This window comes from Caldimonas thermodepolymerans (assembly GCF_015476235.1).
Classification (GTDB): domain Bacteria; phylum Pseudomonadota; class Gammaproteobacteria; order Burkholderiales; family Burkholderiaceae_C; genus Caldimonas; species Caldimonas thermodepolymerans.
In genome coordinates, this window is sequence record NZ_CP064338.1 from 419,447 (window position 1) to 435,251 (window position 15,805).

A 15,805-nucleotide genomic window follows, 5' to 3' on the forward strand; every position below is an offset into this window, starting at 1 on the left:
GCCCGCCCGGAGGGGCCGGTGGCAAGATGCCTGACTTTTCCCGCAACACGACGCCGTGACCAAAGCGACCCGCTGGGCCTGGATCATCTCGCTCGTCGCCATCTCGGGCGGCGGGCTGGTGCTCGTCTTCCTGCTGGCGCTGTCGACCAACAACCGGCGCCTGTACGAGCAGCACTTCGAGTGGCTGCTGTGGGTCAACGTCGCGGTCGCGACCGTGCTCGCACTGGTGATCGTGATCGCCGGCGCCCGCCTGCTGCTGCGGCTGCGGCGGCGCAAGTTCGGCAGCCGGCTGCTCGCCAAGCTGGCGGGCATCTTCGCGCTGGTCGGCGTCATCCCCGGGCTGGTGATCTACACCGTGTCCTACCAGTTCGTCACGCGCAGCATCGAGAGCTGGTTCGACGTGGAGGTCGAAGCCGCGCTGGATGCGGGCCTCAACCTCGGCCGCGTCACGCTGGACACGCTGGTCGCGGACCTGGCGAACAAGACGCGCGCCTCGGCCGAGCGCCTGGCCAGCGAGGGCCGCGATGCCGCGCTGGCGCTGGCCATCGAGCGCATCCGCGACCAGCTCTCGGCGCAGGACGCGGCGCTGCTCGGCCCCAACGGGCAGCCCATCGTCAGCGTCGGCATCCGGCGCGAGACGCTGGCACTGGCGCCCGACCGCTTCACCGCGGCCCAGCTGCGCCAGGCGCGCAGCGAGCGGGTGGTCGCGCAGATCGAGGGCCTGGACGAGGATGCCGGCCCGCCGCGCGTGCGCGCGCTGGCGCACGTGCCGTCGAGCAGCTTCAGCCTGGCCGAGGGCGACCGCTACCTGCTGGTCACGCAGCTGATCCCCGAGACGCTGGCGGCCAACGCCCAGGCGGTGCAGGCCGCCTACCGCGACTACCAGCAGCGCGCGCTGGCGCGCGAGGGCCTGCGCCGCATGTACGTCGGCACGCTGACGCTGTCGCTGTTCCTCGCCGTGTTCGGCGCCGTGCTGCTCGCGGTGACGCTGGGCAACCAGCTGGCGCGCCCGCTGCTGCTGCTGGCCGAAGGCATGCGCCAGGTGGCGCAGGGCGACCTCACGCCCAAGCAGGTGTTCGCCTCGCGCGACGAGCTGGGCGGGCTGACGCGCTCGTTCGCCGACATGACGCAGCAGCTGTCCGACGCGCGCTCGCTGGTGCAGCGCAGCCTGATGGAGCTGGAGTCCGCCAAGACCCACCTGCAGACCATCCTGGACAACATGACCGCCGGCGTGATCGTGCTCGACGCGAACGACACCATCGAGACCGTCAACCCCGGCGCGACGCGCATCCTGCGCCTGCCGGTGGCGGCCTACCGCGGCCGGCCGCTGGCCGACGTGCCCAACCTGCAGGACTTCGCCGCCGAGGTGGCGCGCCTGTTCGAGCTGCACATCGCCGGCAACGAGGCGGGCGAGCGCGACCACTGGCAGCAGTCCTTCGAGCTGCAGCCGGCGCCCGACGCGCTGCCCGAGCGCGGCCCCATCACGTTGCTGGTGCGCGGGGCGTGGCTGCCGCAGCAGGCCCGGCTGCTGGTGTTCGACGACATCACCGAGGTGGTCTCGGCGCAGCGCTCGATCGCCTGGGGCGAGGTGGCGCGCCGGCTGGCGCACGAGATCAAGAACCCGCTGACGCCGATCCAGCTGTCGGCCGAGCGCCTGCAGCACAAGCTCGAACCCAAGCTCGAAGGCCCGGACCGGCAGATGCTCGCCAAGGCGGTGGCCACCATCGTCAACCAGGTCGGCGCGATGCAGCAGCTGGTCAACGAGTTCCGCGACTATGCGCGCCTGCCTTCGGCCAACCTCAAGCCGCTGGACCTCAACGCACTGGTGGCCGAGGTGATCGGCCTGTACGGCTCGGCCATCGAGGCCGGCCACCTGCAGGCCGAGCTCGCGCCGGGGCTGCCGCCCATCCTGGGCGATGCCAGCCAGCTGCGCCAGGTGGTGCACAACCTGCTGCAGAACGGGCTGGACGCGATCGCCGAGCAGCCCGACGGGCGGGTCAAGGTCTACACCGAGGCGCAGCGCGCCGAGGACGGCGGCTGGCGCGCGGTGCACCTGGTCGTGGCCGACAACGGACCAGGTTTCCCGGAGAAGGTGCTCAACCGCGCGTTCGAGCCCTACGTCACCACCAAGTCCAAGGGCACCGGGCTGGGCCTGGCGGTGGTGAAGAAGATCGTCGACGAGCACGGCGCGCGCATCCGCATCCGCAACGTCGGCGTCCAGGCGGCGGCCGCCTCGGGCGCTGCCGTGAAGGGCGCGCAAGTTTCGATATCATTTTCGAAGATTGCCCCACCCAGCCCTGCCTCCGTTGACGGCGCCGCGCCCGTCGCCGCGGGCCCAGGGAGTTGAGACTGCATGGCCACCATTCTTGTTGTTGATGACGAACTCGGTATCCGCGCGTTGCTGTCGGAGATCCTGAGCGACGAGGGGCACCAGGTCGATCTTGCCGAGAACGCCGCGCAGGCCCGGGCCTACCGCGAGAAGCAGCGGCCCGACCTCGTCCTGCTCGACATCTGGATGCCCGACGTCGACGGGATCACGCTGCTCAAGGAATGGGGAGCCAACGGCCAGCTCACGATGCCGGTCATCATGATGTCCGGCCACGGCACCATCGACACCGCCGTCGAGGCCACCAAGTTCGGTGCCATGGCCTTCCTCGAAAAGCCCATCACGCTGCAGAAGCTGCTGCGCGCGGTGGAGCAGGGGCTGGCCCGCCAGGCCCCGCGCCCGGCGCCGGCGCCCGCGGCGCACCCGCACGCGCCGCTGCACGTGCCGGCGCGCGAGTACGGCGTCGAGTCCCACCACGCCGCGCCCGCCGGCGCCCCGCTGTCGGCCGCGCCGCTCGCGGCCCTGGCGCCCCAGCCCGAGCAGGTGTTCCTGCTCGACCGCCCGCTGCGCGAGGCGCGCGACGCGTTCGAGAAGGCCTACTTCGAATTCCACCTCGCCAAGGAGAACGGCAGCATGACCCGCGTGGCCGAGAAGACGGGGCTGGAGCGCACCCACCTGTACCGCAAGCTCAAGCAGCTCGGCGTCGATCTCACGCGAAACAAGCGCAACGGCGGAAACTGATATATAATTTCGGTCTTCGTTGGCCTGGTAGCTCAGTTGGTAGAGCAGCGGATTGAAAATCCGCGTGTCGGTGGTTCGATTCCGCCCTAGGCCACCAGATCCGGACGCCCAGCCTGTACAGGCTGGGCGTTTTCTTTTGTGCGATCGCCGGGGCCTGCCGCGGCGGGCTGGGCCTCGGACAGGAAGGCGCGCTAGCGCGCCTTCCTTCCCAGCTTCCGGTACACCGTCGCCCGGCTCACCCCCAGCGCCCGTGCGGCGGCGGCCACGTTGCCGCGGGCCTCGCGCACGGCGCGGCGGATCAGTTCGACTTCCAGGTCCTTCAGCGGCAGGCGCACGTCGCGCACGGCGGCCGGGCGCGGCAGCAGCACGGGGCCGCTCGCGCGCGCGGCGGCCTGCGCCATCGCCAGCACCTGCAGGCGCAGGCCGGACCACAGCGGCACCTCCAGCGGCGCCTCGTGGCGCGCGACGTCGTAGAGGAGGGTCCAGGTGAGCGCGAACAGCTCGCTGCAGTGCGGCAGGGCACCGGGCGGCAGCGCCAGCATCTCGCGCGCGGCGCGGTTGGCGCTGACGACCCCGCCCTCCGCGTCCAGGCACAGCAGCCCGTCGGTGTCCTCGCTGAAGTCGCAGCCCGGCCAGGCCAGGCGCAGCAGCAGCGCGTGCGGCACGGCCAGCGCCAGCGCGTTCTCGATCGCGCGCGCCGACTGCGCAGCCAGGTGCTTGAGCTCGGGGCGCTCGGGCGCCTCGATGCCGGTCAGGTCCAGCATGCCGGCGCAGTGGCCGTCGGGGCCGAACACCGGCGCGCCGGCGCAACTGTAGACGCTGGTGTCGAGGAAGAAGTGCTCGCCGCGGTGCAGCCACACCGGGTGCAGCTCGGTCAGCGCCGCGCCGATCGCCGTGGTGCCCACGGCGCGTTCGGACAGGTCCACGCCGATGCGGGTGATCAGGTGCGCACGCCGGTCGCTGCGGTCGATCGGGCCGTCCACGCCGATCACCACGCCCTGCGCGTCGGTGAGGATCGCGAAGTAGCGGCTGTGCGCGATCGCGCGCGCCAGCCGCTGCAGCGTGGGGCGCGCGGCCTGCAGCAGGCCGTGGCTGGCGTCCAGCGCCCGGCGCGCGGCCTGGGCCGGGACCAGGTCGAAGGCGACCGGCTGCTCGGGCCGCATGCCCCAGGCCAGGCAGCGCCGCCAGGAGCGCTCGATCCAGTCGCGCTCGCCCAGCCCGGCCAGGGCGTCGGGGGCTCCTCGTCCTTCGAACAGCACGGCGCGGCGGGCCAGCTCGATCTGCTGGAGGCGACGGTCGGCGACGGCGGACGATGCACTCATCGGTGGATCCCCCAAGGGAACGCGGGCCGGTGGCGAAGGCCCGCCTGCATTGTTGTTCCATTTTGAGAATTTCCATCCCTGCTGCGCCGCCACCTAGGGTTTCGCCTAGTCAAGGGGGAGCGGGGGCAGTTTGAACAATGGACGCGCCCCACAACAACGCATGGAAGGAGACAGGCATGCAGGTCCAGTTCAGGGTCAACGGGCGTGAGGAGACGCTCGACATTCCTCCCCACACGCTGCTGGTCACCGCGTTGCGCGAGCACCTGCGTCTGACGGGCACGCACGTCGGCTGCGACACCGCGCAGTGCGGCGCCTGCACCGTGCTGGTCAACGGCCGCGCGGTCAAGTCGTGCAACACGCTGGCGGCGCAGCACCAGGGCGCCGAGATCACCACCATCGAGGGCCTGGCCCAGCCGGACGGCACGCTGCACCCGATGCAGGCGGCGTTCAAGGACTGCCACGGGCTGCAATGCGGCTTCTGCACGCCGGGCATGGTGATGAGCGCGCTGGATCTGGCGCGCCAGCACCCGCAGGCCACCGAGGCGCAGATCCGCGAGCACATGGACGGCAACCTGTGCCGTTGCACCGGCTACCACAACATCGTCAAGGCGGTCCGCCAGGGCATGACCGCGATGGCCTCGGCGCCTGCCGCGGCCGGCACCACCACGACGGCCTGAAGGAGGAGGCGACACCATGGGTGCATCCGATTTCGCCAAGCTCCCCTACATCGGCGAAGCGCTGCGGCGCAAGGAAGACGCGCGCTTCCTGACCGGCGCGGGCCAGTACACCGACGACATCGTGCTGGCCAACCAGCGCTACGCGGTGTTCGTGCGTTCGCCCCACGCGCACGCCAGGATCAACTCGATCGACACCTCGCAGGCCAAGTCCATGCCCGGGGTGCGCGCGGTGTTCACCGGCGCCGACCTGGCCGGCAAGGTCAACGGCCTGCCCTGCGGCTGGCTGATCACCAGCACCGACGGCACGCCGATGAAGGAGCCGCCGCACCCGGTGCTGGCCATCGGCAAGGTGCGCTACGTCGGCGACCCGGTCGCGATGGTGGTGGCCGATTCGGTGGAACAGGCCAAGAACGCGGCCGAGGCGGTGATGGTCGACTACGAGGTGCTGGGCGCCTGCGTGGACGTGCGCGACGCCCGCAACGCGCCGGCGCTGCACGACGAGGCGCCGGACAACCATTGCTACAAGTGGGCCATCGGCGACAAGGCGCAGGTCGACGCGGCGTTCGCGAAGGCCGCGCATGTCACCAGGATCGACCTGGTCAATAACCGGCTGGTACCCAACGCGATCGAGCCGCGCTCGGCGATCGGCGTCTACAACCGCGGCAGCGACGAGTACACGCTGTACGTCGCCAACCAGAACCCGCACGTCGAGCGCCTGCTGATGACGGCCTTCGTGCTGGGCCTGCCCGAGCACAAGGTGCGCGTGATCGCGCCGGACGTGGGCGGCGGCTTCGGCTCGAAGATCTTCCTGTACGCCGAGGACGTGGCCGTCACCTGGGCCGCCAGGCAGCTCAACTGCGCGGTCAAGTGGACCGCCGAGCGCAGCGAGTCGTTCCTGACCGACGCGCACGGCCGCGACCACGTCACGCACGCCGAGATGGCGATGGACAAGGACGGCAGGTTCCTCGCGATGCGCGTGCACACCGATGCGAACCTGGGCGCCTACCTGTCCACCTTCTCGACCGCGGTGCCGACCATCCTCTATGCGACGCTGCTGGCCGGGCAGTACACCACGCCGCAGATCTACGTCGAGGTCGATGCCTGGTTCACCAACACCGCGCCGGTGGACGCCTACCGCGGTGCCGGCCGGCCCGAGGCGACCTATCTGCTCGAGCGCCTGGTCACGCGCTGCGGCTGGGAGATGGGGCTGTCGCAGGACGAGATCCGGCGCCGCAACCTGATCACCCAGTTCCCGTACCAGACGCCGGTGGCGCTGCAGTACGACACCGGCGACTATGTCGCCTGCCTCGACAAGGCGATGCAGCTGGCCGACGTGGCGGGCTTCGAGGCGCGCCGCCAGGCGAGCGAGGCCAAGGGCCTCAAGCGCGGCATCGGCTTCAGCAGCTACATCGAGGCCTGCGGCCTGGCGCCGTCCAACATCGCCGGCGCGCTCGGCGCGCGCGCGGGCCTGTTCGAGTGCGGCGAGGTGCGCGTGCACCCGACCGGCAGCGTGACGGTGTTCACCGGCGCGCACAGCCACGGGCAGGGACACGAGACCACCTTCGCGCAGGTGGTGGCGGCGCGCCTGGGCATCCCCGTCGAGAACGTCGACGTGGTGCACGGCGACACCGGCCGCATCCCGTTCGGCATGGGCACCTACGGCTCGCGCTCGATCAGCGTCGGCGGCGCGGCCATCATGAAGGCGCTGGACAAGATCGAGGCCAAGGCCAGGAAGATCGCCGCGCACCTGATGGAAGCGAGCGAGGCCGACATCGAGTTCACCAACGGCGAGTTCCGTGTCAAGGGCACCGACAAGAAGGTGCCGTTCGCCCAGGTGGCGCTTACCGCCTACGTGCCGCACAACTATCCGCTGGACCAGCTGGAGCCCGGGCTGAACGAGACCGCGTTCTACGACCCGACCAACTTCACCTTCCCGGCAGGCACCTACATCTGCGAGGTCGAGGTCGACCCGGCCACCGGCCAGGTGCGCGTGGACCGCTTCACCGCGGTCGACGACTTCGGCGTGATCATCAACCCGATGATCGTCGAGGGCCAGGTGCACGGCGGCATCGCGCAGGGCATCGGCCAGGCGCTGCTGGAGAACTGCGTCTACGACAAGGAGACCGGCCAGCTGCTGACCGGCTCGTTCATGGACTACGCGATGCCGCGCGCCGACGACTTGCCGGACTTCCAGCTCGGCACGGTCTGCACGCCCTGCACGCACAACGCGCTGGGCACCAAGGGCTGCGGCGAGGCCGGCGCGATCGGTGCGCCGCCGGCGGTGATCAACGCGGTGCTCGACGCGCTGCGCGACCTGGGCGTGAAGGACTTCGACATGCCCGCCACGCCCGCGCGCGTGTGGGAAGCCATCCAGCAGGCCCGCGCTCAATGACAGGAGGACGCCATGTACGCATTCCAGCTTGAACGTCCCACCTCCACCGCCGAAGCCGCGCGCCTTGCGGCAGCCGGCGCGCGGCCGCTGGCCGGTGGCCAGACGCTGCTGGCGTCGATGAAGCTGCGCCTGGTCAGTGCCGAGCAGGTGGTCGACCTCAGCGCCATCGGCGAGCTGGCCGGCATCCGCCGCGACGGCAATGCCGTCGTGATCGGCGCGATGACGCGCCATGCCGAGGTGGCCGGCAGCGCCGAGGTCAAGGCCGCGATCCCGGCGCTGGCCGACCTGGCCGGCGGCATCGGCGACCGGCAGGTGCGCAACCTCGGCACGCTCGGCGGCTCGCTGGCCAACAACGATCCCTCGGCCTGCTACCCGGCCGCGGTGCTGGGCCTGGGCGCGACGGTGAACACCACCAAGCGCTCGATCCCGGCGGACCAGTTCTTCACCGGGCTGTTCTCCACTGCACTGGAAGAGGGCGAGCTGATCACCTCGGTGTCGTTCCCGATCCCGCGTCGCGCGGCGTACTGCAAGTTCCGCCAGCCGGCCTCGCGCTTCGCGCTGATCGGCGTGTTCGTCGCGCAGACCGACGCGGGCGTGCGGGTGGCGGTGACCGGTGGCGGCAACGGGGTGTTCCGGCACCAGGGGCTGGAGCAGGCGCTGTCGGCGAACTTCACGCCGCAGGCCGCGGCCGGGGTGAGCATCTCGGCCGACGACCTCAGCAGCGACATCCATGCCAGCGCCGCCTACCGCGCCAACCTCATCAGCGTGATGACGCAGCGCGCCGTCGCCAAGGCGCTCGGCTGAGGCGCCCCGCGGCCGGCTGCACCCGGGGCCGGCTGGCCGGTCCCGGGGCCCGGCCCGTCTCCTGCGGCGGGCCGGGCGGCCGCGGTCCTGCTGCGGTAGTAGCATGCTTCGGGCCGGCACCGCGCCGGCGGGCCTCCGCCAACTTCCTCACTCATTCCAGACAGGACGGACCGCACGTGATCGATTCCATCGACGACCTGCTGCAGCGGCTGCAGGGCGTCGGCTACTTCGCCGACCGGCGCCTGGCCACCGCGGCGTTCCTCGCGCTGAAGCTGCAGCGGCCGCTGCTGCTGGAAGGCGAGCCGGGCGTGGGCAAGACCGAGCTGGCCAAGGCGCTGGCGCAGGTGCTGGGTCGCGAGCTGCTGCGCCTGCAGTGCTACGACGGCCTCGAGCACCGCGACGCGCTCTACGAGTGGAACTACCCCGCGCAGCTGCTGCGCATGCGGGCGGTCGAAGGCACCGAGACGGCCGAGGAGATCGAGCGCGAGGTCTACCAGCCGCGCTACCTGATCAAGCGGCCCCTGCTGCAGGCGCTGCAGTCGCCGCCGCCCGGCGCGCTGCTGCTGGTCGACGAGGTGGACCGCGCCGACGAGCCCTTCGAGGCCTTCCTGCTGGAATACCTCGGCGAGTACCAGGTCAGCATCCCCGAGCTGGGCGTGGTGCGCGCGCTGGTGCCGCCGGTGACCATCCTCACCAGCAACCGCACGCGCGAGCTGCACGACGCGGTCAAGCGCCGCTGCCTGTACCACTGGCTCGACTACCCCGACCGGGAGCGCGAGCTCGCGATCGTGCGCGCCCGCGTGCCGCAGCTGCGCGAGCAGCTCGCGAAGCAGGTGGCCGACTTCATCGCGCGCCTGCGCAGCCAGCCCTGCGCGGATGCCTTCCAGCGCCTGCCGGGCATCGCCGAGACCGTCGAATGGGCGCGCGCGCTCGCGGCGCTGGACACGCTGACGCTGGACCCCGAGGTGGTGAGCGACACCGCCGGCATCCTGTTCAAGCAGCGCGAGGACGTGGCCGCGCTCACGCCCGACCTGGCCGCCGAGCTGCTGGCCCCGCAGGACGCATGATCACGCGCGCCGCCCCGCTCGGCGACGCCCGCAGTGGCAAGCTCGCCGACAACCTGGTCGCCTTCGGCCGCGCCCTGCGGCGCGCCGGCGTGCCGGTGGACAGCGCGCGCCTGGCGCTGGCGGGCGAGGCGGCCGCGCTGGTGGGGGTCGAGTCGCGCGCCGACCTGGCCGCGGCGCTGGAAGCCACGCTGGTCAGCCGCGAGCAGGACCGCACCGTGTTCGCCGAGCTGTTCGACGCCTACTTCCGCGATCCCAAGGTCGCCGCGCACCTGCTGGCGCAGATGCTGCCGCGCACGCCGGGGCATGCCGAGCCGGCGCGCCGCCCGCGCGTGCGCGAGGCGCTGTCGCCGCAGGCCCCCGAGCGCGGCGGCGAGTCCTCGTCCGAGCGCCAGGTCGAGCTGGACGCGGCGATGACCGCGAGCGAGCAGCAGCGCCTGCGCCATGCCGACTTCAACGCCCTGTCGGCCGACGAGTACCGCCTGGTCGAGCGGCTGGCGCGCGAGGTCGCGCTGCCGCTGCCCGAGGTCGCGAGCCGCCGCACCCAGGCCGGCACCCGCGGGCCCGCGCTGCACTGGTCGCGCACGCTGCGCGAGGCCGGCCGCAACGGCGGCGAGCTGCTGCGCCTGCTGCGCCGCCGGCGCCGTGCGCAACCGCTGCCGCTGCTGGTGCTGGTGGACGTGTCCGGCTCGATGGAGCGCTACGCGCGCCTGCTGCTGGCCTTCCTGCATGCGGCCACCCGCGGGCGCCGGCGCGACGTGTTCGCCTTCGGCACGCACCTGACCGACCTGACGCCGGCGTTTCGCCTCGCGGACACCGACGCGATGCTGGCCGCGGCCAACCAGGCGATCGACGACTTCGCCGGCGGCACGCGCCTGGGCGCCTCGCTGGCCGCGCTGCGCCGCGACCATGCCCGGCGCCTGGTGGGCGGGCGCACGCTGGTGCTGCTGGTCACCGACGGGCTGGACACCGGCGAGCCCGAAGCGCTGGAGCACGAGCTGGACTGGCTGCGCCGGCACTGCCGCCGGCTGCTCTGGCTCAACCCGCTGCTGCGCTTCGAGGGCTACCAGCCGCTCGCGCGCGGCGCGGCGGCGCTGTACCGCAAGGCCGACGGCATGCTCGCGGTGCACAACCTGAGCAAGCTGCAGGACCTGGCCGCGGCGCTGGCGGCCGTCCTGCGTACCTGTAGAACCTAGAGGGAGTCCGACGATGGAAATGCAAGGCAGCCGCACCCTGCCGGTGACGCAGCAGCAGGCCTGGGACGCGCTCAACGACCCCGAGGTGCTGCGCGCGTGCATCCCGGGCTGCGAGAAGGTGGAACGCAACGGCGAGGATCGTTACGACGTCGTGATGGCGGTCAAGGTCGGCCCGGTGGGAGCGAAGTTCAATGGGAAGATCGCGCTGTCGGACCTGCAGCCGCCCGAGCGCTACACCCTGGCCTTCGAGGGGCAGGGCGGTGCGGCCGGCTTCGGCAAGGGCACGGCGCACGTCTCGCTCGCGCCGGCGGGCGAGGACTGCGAGCTGAGCTACCAGGTGCAGGCCCACGTGGGCGGGCGCATTGCCCAGGTCGGCCAGCGCCTGATCGACGGTGTGGCGCGCTCGATGGCCGAGGACTTCTTCAAGCGCTTCGACGAGGAGATGCGCCGCCGCCACCCGCGCGAGGCCGCCCCCGAGGCCGGGGCCGCGCCGGCATCCGCGCCTGCACCTGCGGCACAGCCGGCCGCGGCCGGCGGCGGCGACCGGACCTGGCTGTGGATCGCGATCGCGGTGGCCGTGGTCGCGGCCGGCTGGTGGCTGCTCGGCTGAGCCGCCGGCGCGGCCGGCCATCACCCCCGCTGGCGACGCGGGATCGGCGGCTGCGGCACCCTGTGCAGCCGGCGACCGCGTGAACGAAGGACCCAAGGAGGACCGTGATGGAGAACCTGGACGTGTTGGTGCTGCGCACGCTGCGCGACTGGCGGCAGGCCGGCCGCCGTGCGCTGCTGGCCACCGTGGTGCGCACCTGGGGGTCGTCGCCGCGGCCGGTCGGCTCGATCATGGCGCTGGCCGAGGACGGGGCGGTGGTCGGCTCGGTCTCGGGCGGCTGTATCGAGGACGACCTGATCTACCGCTACACCCGGGCCTACGCCGGCCAGGGCGAGGCGAAGGCCATCCCGTCCGGTCCGCCCGAGTTCGTCAAGTACGGCGTCACCGCCGACGAGGCGCACCGCTTCGGGCTGCCCTGCGGCGGCACGCTGGAGCTGCTGCTCGAATACGACCCGGACCCGGCCGCGCTGGCCGAGCTGGTGCGCCGCCTGGAGGCCGGCGAGCTGGTGCGGCGCACCGTGCGGCTGGCCGACGGGCAGGTGACGCTGGAGACCGCGCTGACCCCCTCGGAGCTGGCGCTGGACGAGGCCCGCATGGCCAACACCTTCGGCCCCGAGTACCGCATGCTGCTGATCGGGGCCGGCCAGCTGGCCGAGTACCTGGCGACGATGGCGCTGTTCAGCGGCTTCGCGGTCACCGTGTGCGACCCGCGCGAGGAATACCGCGGCGGCTTCCACGTGCCCGGCGCGACCCTGGTCAGCGACATGCCCGACGACGTGGTGCGTGCCTTCCGCCCCGACCGGCGCAGCTGCGTGGTCGCGCTCACCCACGACCCCAAGCTGGACGACCTGGCGCTGCTGGAGGCGCTCGGCACCGAGGCCTTCTACGTCGGCGCGATCGGCAGCCGGCGCAACAACGACGCGCGGCGCCGGCGCATGATCGAGCACTTCGGCCAGACCGAGGCGTCGCTGGCCCGCCTGCGCGGGCCCATCGGCATCTACATCGGCAGCAAGACCCCGCCGGAGATCGCGGTCAGCGTGATGGCCGAGATCCTGGCGGTCAAGAACGGCGTGCCGCTGCCGCGCGACATGGACGTGGCCGAGGCCAAGAACCAGCGCCAGATCGCCGCCAGCGACGACCCGGTGGCCTGCGCGCTGCCGCAGCCCTGAGCGGGGCGCGGGACAACCCCCTTCCTGACGGCGGCGGCCGCCCGGCGGCGGGGCCGCCGGCGCATACAATCAACCGTTTATCCGTCGAACGTCAGGAGAGAGTTCCGTGTTTATTTCCGAAGCCTATGCACAAGCCGCGGCCGCACCGGGCGGCGCCGAGTCGACCCTCGTGAGCCTGTTGCCCCTGGTGCTGATGTTCGTGGTGCTGTACTTCATCATGATCCGGCCCCAGATGAAGCGCCAGAAGGAGCACAAGGCGATGATCGAGGCGCTCGCCAAGGGGGACGAGGTCGTGACCGCCGGCGGCCTGCTGGGCAAGGTCTCCAAGCTGGGCGACACCTACCTGCACATCGAGGTGTCCAACGGCGTGGAGCTGCAGATCCAGCGCAACGCCGTGGTGCAGGTGCTGCCCAAGGGCACGATCAAGTAATCCTTGTCCGTCTGATCCACTGCCGTCTTCGTCCGGGCGCGCCACCGTCGCGCCCGTCGTCGTCCGTGGCACGAGAGCGTTCATGAACCGATATCCGTGGTGGAAATACGCGATCATGCTGATCGCGCTGGTGGTAGGGGTCCTCTACACCCTGCCCAACTTCTTCGGCGAGGCGCCGGCCGTGCAGGTGTCCAGCGGCAAGGCCACGGTACGGGTGGACGCATCGGTCGTCGTGCGGGTCGAGCAGCTGCTGCAACAGGCCTCGATCCAGGCCGACTTCGTGCAGCTGGACGGCAATTCGGTGCGCGCACGCTTCGCCGACACCGACACCCAGATCCGTGCGCGCGACGTGCTGGAGCGCGGGCTGAACCCCGACCGCAACGATCCCGGCTACATCGTCGCGCTCAACCTGCTGTCGCGCTCGCCGCAGTGGCTCGCCTCGATCAACGCGCTGCCCATGTACCTGGGCCTGGACCTGCGCGGCGGCGTGCACTTCCTGATGCAGGTCGACATGCAGGCCGTGCTGACCAAGCGCGCCGAGGGCCTGACCAACGACGTGCGCAGCCTGCTGCGCGAGCGTGACCTGCGCCACGCGGGCGTCAACCGCGTCGGCGACGACGTCGAGGTGCGCTTCCGCGACCCGGCGGTGGCCGCCAGGGCGCTGGACCTGCTCGCGAACCAGCAGCCCGACTTCCAGTGGACCCAGGTCGCCGACGGCGATGCGGTCAAGCTGGTCGCCTCGCTCAGGCCCGAGGCGGCGCGCCGCGTGCAGGAGCAGGCACTCAAGCAGAACATCACGACGCTGCACAACCGCGTCAACGAACTCGGCACCAGCGAACCGGTGATCCAGCAGCAGGGCCTGGACCGGGTGGTGGTGCAGCTGCCCGGCGTGCAGGACACCGCCCGGGCCAAGGACATCATCGGCCGCACCGCCACGCTGGAGGTGCGCCTGGTCGACGACAGCGCCGAGGCGCTGGCCGCGGCGGCCGGCACCGGCCCGGTGCCGTTCGGCACCGAGCGCTACGTCGAGCGCGGCGGCGGCCCGCTGATCGTCAAGCGCCAGGTCATCCTGACCGGCGAGAACCTCACCGACGCCCAGGCCGGCTTCGACGAGCAGCAGCAGCCGGCGGTGCACCTGACGCTGGACGCCAAGGGCGCGCGCATCTTCCGCGACGTCACGCGCGAGAACGTCGGCAAGCGCATGGCCATCCTGCTGTTCGAGAAGGGCAAGGGCGAAGTCGTCACCGCCCCGGTCATCCGCACCGAGATCGGTGGCGGCCGGGTGCAGATCTCCGGCCGCATGACCACGCAGGAGGCCAACGACGTCGCGCTGCTGCTGCGCGCCGGCTCGCTGGCCGCGCCGATGGAGATCATCGAGGAACGCACCATCGGCCCGACGCTGGGCGCCGACAACATCGCCAAGGGCTTCGACAGCGTGATGTGGGGTTTCGTCGCGATCGTGGTGTTCATGATCGCCTACTACCTGATGTTCGGCGTGTTCTCCGCGATCGCGCTGTCGGTCAACCTGCTGCTGCTGGTGGCCGTGCTGTCGATGCTGCAGGCCACGCTGACGCTGCCGGGCATCGCGGCCATCGCGCTGACGCTGGGCATGGCGATCGACGCCAACGTGCTGATCAACGAGCGGGTGCGCGAGGAGCTGCGCAACGGCGCGGCGCCGCAGACGGCCATCCACCTCGGCTTCGAGCGCGCCTGGGCGACCATCCTGGACTCCAACGTCACGACGCTGGTGGCCGGCGTCGCGCTGCTGGCCTTCGGGTCCGGCCCGGTGCGCGGCTTCGCGGTGGTGCACTGCCTGGGCATCCTGACCTCGATGTTCTCGGCCGTGTTCTTCGCCCGCGGCCTGGTGAACCTCTGGTACGGCCGGCAGAAGAAGCTCAAGTCGGTGTCGATCGGGCAGGTCTGGCGCCCCGACGGCGGGAACGCCGCCAAGGCCGAAGGCTGATCGCGCTTCGGATCGTCCAAGACTCACGCAGAGACCCAAGCGATGGAATTCTTCCGAATCAAGCGCGACATCCCCTTCATGCGGCACGCGCTGGTGCTGAACGCGGTGTCGTTCATCACCTTCCTGGCGGCCGTGTTCTTCCTCGCCACGCGCGGCCTGCACCTGTCGATCGAGTTCACCGGCGGCACGGTGCTGGAGGTGCAGTACGCCGAAGCGGCCGACCTGCCCAAGGTGCGCCAGACCGTGGAGTCGCTGCAGCTGGGCGACGTGCAGGTGCAGAACTTCGGCACCTCGCGCGACGTGCTGATCCGCATCCCGCTGCGCGGCGAGGCCAAGCAGAGCGAGCTGGTCGGCCAGGTGTTCGGCCGCCTGTGCGCGGCCGAGGGCGGCACGGTCGGGCGGCAGGAATCCGTCACCGCGCAGGGCGAGGCGGTCAGCCGCGAGGTCTGCACGGCCGGCAGCGAGGAGCCGCTGAAGCTGCAGCGCAGCGAGTTCGTCGGCCCGCAGGTCGGCTCCGAGCTGGCCCGCGACGGCGCGCTGGCGCTGGCCGCGACCATCGCCGGCATCATGATCTACCTGGCGTTCCGCTTCGAGTGGAAGTTCGCCGTGGCCGGCATCATCGCCAACCTGCACGACGTGGTGATCATCCTCGGCTTCTTCGCGTTCTTCCAGTGGGAGTTCTCGCTGTCGGTGCTGGCCGCGGTGCTCGCGGTGCTGGGCTATTCGGTCAACGAGTCGGTGGTGATCTTCGACCGCATCCGCGAGGCGTTCCGCAAGTACCGCAAGATGACCACCCCGCAGGTCATCGACCACGCCATCACCAGCACGATCAGCCGCACGGTCATCACCCACGGCTCGACCCAGGTCATGGTGCTGTCGATGCTGCTGTTCGGCGGCCCGACGCTGCACTACTTCTCGCTGGCCCTGACCATCGGCATCTGCTTCGGCATCTACTCGTCGGTGTTCGTCGCCGCGGCAGTGGCGATGTGGCTGGGCGTCAAGCGTGAAGACCTGGTCAAGCCCTCGCGCAAGGAAACCGACCCGAACGACCCGAATGCGGGGGCAGTGGTGTAGAGTGCCGGAAATTCCGCACTGCACGCAGGCCATTTCC

13 protein-coding genes and 1 tRNA gene are annotated in these 15,805 nt (G+C 71.3%); 13 read left to right on the forward strand and 1 reads right to left on the reverse strand.

The window, feature by feature from the left end; translation table 11 throughout:
- The first annotated feature begins 55 nt into the window (after positions 1 to 55).
- The 3 genes from IS481_RS02060 to IS481_RS02070 all read left to right on the forward strand — a co-directional run bounded on the left by IS481_RS02060 (position 56) and on the right by IS481_RS02070 (position 3,164).
- On the forward strand, positions 56 to 2,347 hold the full coding sequence (locus IS481_RS02060; protein ID WP_104358799.1) for a sensor histidine kinase: 2,292 nt from the start codon (positions 56 to 58) through the stop codon (positions 2,345 to 2,347).
- Between the two features lie 6 nt (positions 2,348 to 2,353).
- Entirely contained in the window at positions 2,354 to 3,067 is a 714-nt protein-coding gene (locus IS481_RS02065) for a response regulator (RefSeq protein ID WP_104358798.1), read from the forward strand.
- A gap of 21 nt (positions 3,068 to 3,088) precedes the next feature.
- Positions 3,089 to 3,164, forward strand: a tRNA-Phe gene (locus tag IS481_RS02070).
- A 94-nt stretch (positions 3,165 to 3,258) separates the two neighbouring features.
- Here IS481_RS02070 and IS481_RS02075 read toward each other — a convergent pair.
- The gene (locus IS481_RS02075) at positions 3,259 to 4,389 is read right to left on the reverse strand and encodes a helix-turn-helix domain-containing protein (RefSeq protein ID WP_104358797.1); all 1,131 of its coding nucleotides are present in this window, start codon (positions 4,387 to 4,389) and stop codon (positions 3,259 to 3,261) included.
- A gap of 176 nt (positions 4,390 to 4,565) precedes the next feature.
- Between IS481_RS02075 and IS481_RS02080 the strand changes: the two genes are divergently transcribed.
- From IS481_RS02080 to secF, 10 genes are all read left to right on the forward strand, one after another.
- On the forward strand, positions 4,566 to 5,066 hold the full coding sequence (locus tag IS481_RS02080) for a (2Fe-2S)-binding protein (RefSeq protein WP_104358796.1): 501 nt from the start codon (positions 4,566 to 4,568) through the stop codon (positions 5,064 to 5,066).
- Between the two features lie 16 nt (positions 5,067 to 5,082).
- Positions 5,083 to 7,458 carry a xanthine dehydrogenase family protein molybdopterin-binding subunit gene (locus IS481_RS02085; RefSeq protein WP_104358795.1) on the forward strand — a complete coding sequence of 792 codons (2,376 nt, stop codon included), beginning with the start codon at positions 5,083 to 5,085 and terminating at the stop codon, positions 7,456 to 7,458.
- 12 nt (positions 7,459 to 7,470) lie between these two features.
- Positions 7,471 to 8,262, forward strand: coding sequence for an FAD binding domain-containing protein (locus IS481_RS02090; RefSeq protein WP_104358794.1), 792 nt, complete (start codon positions 7,471 to 7,473; stop codon positions 8,260 to 8,262).
- Positions 8,263 to 8,438: 176 nt separating this feature from the next.
- Positions 8,439 to 9,329 (forward strand): AAA family ATPase, encoded by an 891-nt coding sequence (locus IS481_RS02095; RefSeq protein WP_104358793.1) that lies wholly within the window; start codon positions 8,439 to 8,441, stop codon positions 9,327 to 9,329.
- Positions 9,326 to 10,522 carry a vWA domain-containing protein gene (locus IS481_RS02100; protein ID WP_104358792.1) on the forward strand — a complete coding sequence of 399 codons (1,197 nt, stop codon included), beginning with the start codon at positions 9,326 to 9,328 and terminating at the stop codon, positions 10,520 to 10,522. Before IS481_RS02095 ends, IS481_RS02100 begins: the two co-directional genes overlap by 4 nt.
- A gap of 13 nt (positions 10,523 to 10,535) precedes the next feature.
- Complete coding sequence (locus IS481_RS02105; RefSeq protein WP_104358791.1) at positions 10,536 to 11,132, forward strand: SRPBCC family protein; 597 nt, start codon at positions 10,536 to 10,538, stop codon at positions 11,130 to 11,132.
- A gap of 107 nt (positions 11,133 to 11,239) precedes the next feature.
- Positions 11,240 to 12,301, forward strand: a complete 1,062-nt coding sequence (locus IS481_RS02110) for an XdhC family protein (protein ID WP_104358790.1) — start codon at positions 11,240 to 11,242, stop codon at positions 12,299 to 12,301.
- 106 nt (positions 12,302 to 12,407) lie between these two features.
- A complete protein-coding gene (gene yajC, locus IS481_RS02115; protein ID WP_104358789.1) occupies positions 12,408 to 12,731 on the forward strand; it encodes a preprotein translocase subunit YajC in 324 nt (107 codons plus the stop codon).
- 82 nt (positions 12,732 to 12,813) lie between these two features.
- On the forward strand, positions 12,814 to 14,694 hold the full coding sequence (secD, locus tag IS481_RS02120) for a protein translocase subunit SecD (RefSeq protein WP_104358788.1): 1,881 nt from the start codon (positions 12,814 to 12,816) through the stop codon (positions 14,692 to 14,694).
- Positions 14,695 to 14,736: 42 nt separating this feature from the next.
- Complete coding sequence (gene secF, locus IS481_RS02125; protein WP_104358787.1) at positions 14,737 to 15,768, forward strand: protein translocase subunit SecF; 1,032 nt, start codon at positions 14,737 to 14,739, stop codon at positions 15,766 to 15,768.
- Positions 15,769 to 15,805 lie beyond the last annotated feature (37 nt).

Bases quoted from the DNA above. Each gene is read 5' to 3' on its own strand.
- IS481_RS02065 (WP_104358798.1), top strand. From the start codon at position 2,354: ATGGCCACCATTCTTGTTGTTGATGACGAACTCGGTATCCGCGCGTTG.
- IS481_RS02075 (WP_104358797.1), bottom strand. From the start codon at position 4,389: ATGAGTGCATCGTCCGCCGTCGCCGACCGTCGCCTCCAGCAGATCGAG.
- IS481_RS02080 (WP_104358796.1), top strand. From the start codon at position 4,566: ATGCAGGTCCAGTTCAGGGTCAACGGGCGTGAGGAGACGCTCGACATT.
- IS481_RS02085 (WP_104358795.1), top strand. From the start codon at position 5,083: ATGGGTGCATCCGATTTCGCCAAGCTCCCCTACATCGGCGAAGCGCTG.
- IS481_RS02090 (WP_104358794.1), top strand. From the start codon at position 7,471: ATGTACGCATTCCAGCTTGAACGTCCCACCTCCACCGCCGAAGCCGCG.
- IS481_RS02100 (WP_104358792.1), top strand. From the start codon at position 9,326: ATGATCACGCGCGCCGCCCCGCTCGGCGACGCCCGCAGTGGCAAGCTC.
- IS481_RS02105 (WP_104358791.1), top strand. From the start codon at position 10,536: ATGGAAATGCAAGGCAGCCGCACCCTGCCGGTGACGCAGCAGCAGGCC.
- IS481_RS02110 (WP_104358790.1), top strand. From the start codon at position 11,240: ATGGAGAACCTGGACGTGTTGGTGCTGCGCACGCTGCGCGACTGGCGG.
- secD (WP_104358788.1), top strand. From the start codon at position 12,814: ATGAACCGATATCCGTGGTGGAAATACGCGATCATGCTGATCGCGCTG.
- secF (WP_104358787.1), top strand. From the start codon at position 14,737: ATGGAATTCTTCCGAATCAAGCGCGACATCCCCTTCATGCGGCACGCG.